General features: G+C 67.9%; 2 protein-coding genes and 2 pseudogenes. 2 read left to right on the forward strand and 2 right to left on the reverse strand.

What is annotated here, in order from left to right; translation table 11 throughout:
• Positions 1 to 232 (reverse strand): annotated as a pseudogene (locus GPA_RS19085) (hypothetical protein); the annotation flags it as partial.
• Positions 232 to 930, reverse strand: coding sequence for a lantibiotic protection ABC transporter ATP-binding protein (locus GPA_RS08590; RefSeq protein WP_015539621.1), 699 nt, complete (start codon positions 928 to 930; stop codon positions 232 to 234). The gene GPA_RS08590 and the pseudogene GPA_RS19085, both read right to left, overlap by 1 nt.
• A 144-nt stretch (positions 931 to 1,074) precedes the next feature.
• Here GPA_RS08590 and GPA_RS08595 point away from each other — a divergent pair, with 144 nt between their 5' ends.
• Both GPA_RS08595 and GPA_RS19090 read left to right on the forward strand, forming a co-directional pair.
• Positions 1,075 to 1,920, forward strand: a complete 846-nt coding sequence (locus GPA_RS08595; RefSeq protein WP_015539622.1) for a hypothetical protein — start codon at positions 1,075 to 1,077, stop codon at positions 1,918 to 1,920.
• Positions 1,921 to 1,956: 36 nt separating this feature from the next.
• A pseudogene (locus GPA_RS19090) lies at positions 1,957 to 2,317 on the forward strand (hypothetical protein); the annotation flags it as partial.

A 2,317-nucleotide genomic window follows, 5' to 3' on the forward strand; every position in this document is an offset into this window, starting at 1 on the left:
AAGCGCAGATCAGCGCCACGGCGATGGGAAGCATGAGCGCCATCCAGTAGTTCCACATGCTCGTCGCGATGCCCCCGACGGCGCCCGTGCCCTGAAGCACGCCCGACGACAGCACGCCCAGCGCGCAGAACGGCAGCGGCGCGACGAGCGCCACCTTGCGCGCGCCCCCGCGCCTGCCTTTCAGCATCTCGGCGCGAAACGCCGTTTTGAACGATCCTGTCTGCGCTCCCATCACGCCACCGCCTTTCCCCTGCACACGTCCATGAACAAACGCTCCAGATTCGTCTCGTCGCCGAGCGGGGCCTCGTAGGCCAGCCGCCCTCCCACGATGATCCCCACGAGGTCGGCCACGTGCTCCACCTCGCCCAAGATGTGGCTCGACAGCACCACGGTGATGCCGCGCTTCGGGAACGACCGGATGAGCGCGCGCAGGTCCTGGATGCCCACCGGGTCGAGGCCGTTCGTGGGCTCGTCCAGGATGAGCAGCCGCGGATGCCCCACGAGCGCGAGCGCGATGCCGAGCCGCTGCTTCATGCCGAGCGAGAACTGCCCCGCCCGCTTGGAGCCCGTGTTCGCGAGGTCGACGATGGCGAGCGCCTCGTCGATGCGGCTCTCGGGCAGGCCCAGAAGCGTTGTGCGCACGCGCAGGTTCTCGCGCGCGGTGAGGTTCTCGTACAGAGGCGGCGTCTCGATGAGCGCCCCGATGGAGTTCAAGCTGTCGCGCGTCCACGGCCGCCCCGCGAACGCGATGCTCCCCGACGTGGGGCGCAGCATGCCGCACACCATCTTGAGCAGCGTCGACTTTCCCGCGCCGTTCGGCCCCAAGAGGCCGTACACCGTGCCCTCAGGCACATGCAGCGAGCACCTGTCGACCGCCGCCTGCCCTTTGAACGTCTTCGTGAGCGCGTCCGTTTCCAACATGTACGCCATATCGTTTCCTTTCTCTCGGCTCGAGAACAGGATGCGCCCCGTTTCTAAAGATTCGTTAAAGGGAAGGGGAAACCGCTCGATCGGATCGCTGGCTTATAATGGACTCTCACGGATCGAAGGAAAACGGAACCGGAAGGAGCCCGCATGTCCTTTTTGCGCCCCGATCTCACGATGGTCGGGAAAGCGCTCGTCATCATCGGCCTCGTCGCGCTGTTCGGCGGGTTCGCCGCGCTCCTGTACGGGGAGTTCGCGCCTTCCGTGGGCTATCAGGGCGTGCTCGACCGGGGAATCGGAAGCGCGGGGATCCTCGCCATGGGGCTCGGCGTGCTGTGCTTCGTGCCGCTCGTGGCGCGCGACCCGTGGCATGCGGCGACGCGTAGCGCGGAAAACCCCGAAGCCCTGCTGCGCGCGGCGGCGAAGGAGCTCGGCGTCGTCGCGCTCAACCTCTTCTGCTACGTTGGAGCGGCGCTCGTCGCCCTCGGAGCGCTCACCGCGCTCGATCGCGCGCCGATTGCGGCGGGCCTCGTCATGATTGCCTGCATCGCCGCGCTCGTGCTCTACCGGAGGCATCGCAAAAGGCATCCCCGCTCGTACAACCTGACGAAACCCCTCGGCATCGTCCTGTTCATGCTCGCATTCGGATTTGCGGCCGGCGCTTTCGGCACGCTGCAGACCTCAAGCGCCCTCGCCGACGCGCTCGAAGGCCCGCGCGAGCAGGTATGCGTGCTGAGCGATTTCGACGAGCAGCGTCCCACGGGCCGTTACTCGTCGCTGCGAGCCGCCGACTTCGTGATCGATTTCACCGACGGAAGAGGGCGAACCGTGCGCGTGGCCATCAAGGAACAGGATCGCGCGGCGCTCGGGCAGATCGCCGAAGCCGGCAGCGTCGTCCGCTTCGCCTACTATCCCCGCACCAACGTGTTCGTCAGCGCCCGTCCCGCCGATGGCGATTCCCCTTTGACTCCGACCCAACGTCATGGTTTACCCTAGAAGCGTTGAACCCCACGCCCACGTCAGGAGGCCCGCATGACCCCTGCGCCCGCCGGAACCCCCGCGACCCCAGCCCGCCTCGCGCCTTCGCGCATCGCCCTCGCGCTCTTCGCCGTGCTCGCGCTGTACGGCATCGACCTCGCCTGCCTAGCCGCCGCGCCCGCCGCCGGCTTCCCCTTCGTACCCAACTTCGCGCTGCCGTTCGACCTCATGGTGTGCGTTCCCGCGGCGTTCTACCTGCTCGCAGTGCGGCCCGCGCGGCTCTCGCCGCTGCTCGTGCTGCCTGTCATCTGGCTGGGAGGTTTCGCGTCGCTGCAGTTCGCGGCGCCGGGACAGCCTTCGATCGTGCCGCTGCTGGGCCTCGCGGCCCTCGTCGTGGAGGCGGGCGTCGCCGTGC

The organism is Gordonibacter pamelaeae 7-10-1-b (assembly GCF_000210055.1).
Taxonomy (GTDB): Bacteria; Actinomycetota; Coriobacteriia; order Coriobacteriales; family Eggerthellaceae; genus Gordonibacter; species Gordonibacter pamelaeae.

What these genes read in the sequence shown, in the direction of transcription:
- GPA_RS08590 (WP_015539621.1), bottom strand. Translation starts at nt 930, where the DNA reads ATGGCGTACATGTTGGAAACGGACGCGCTCACGAAGACGTTCAAAGGG.
- GPA_RS08595 (WP_015539622.1), top strand. Translation starts at nt 1,075, where the DNA reads ATGTCCTTTTTGCGCCCCGATCTCACGATGGTCGGGAAAGCGCTCGTC.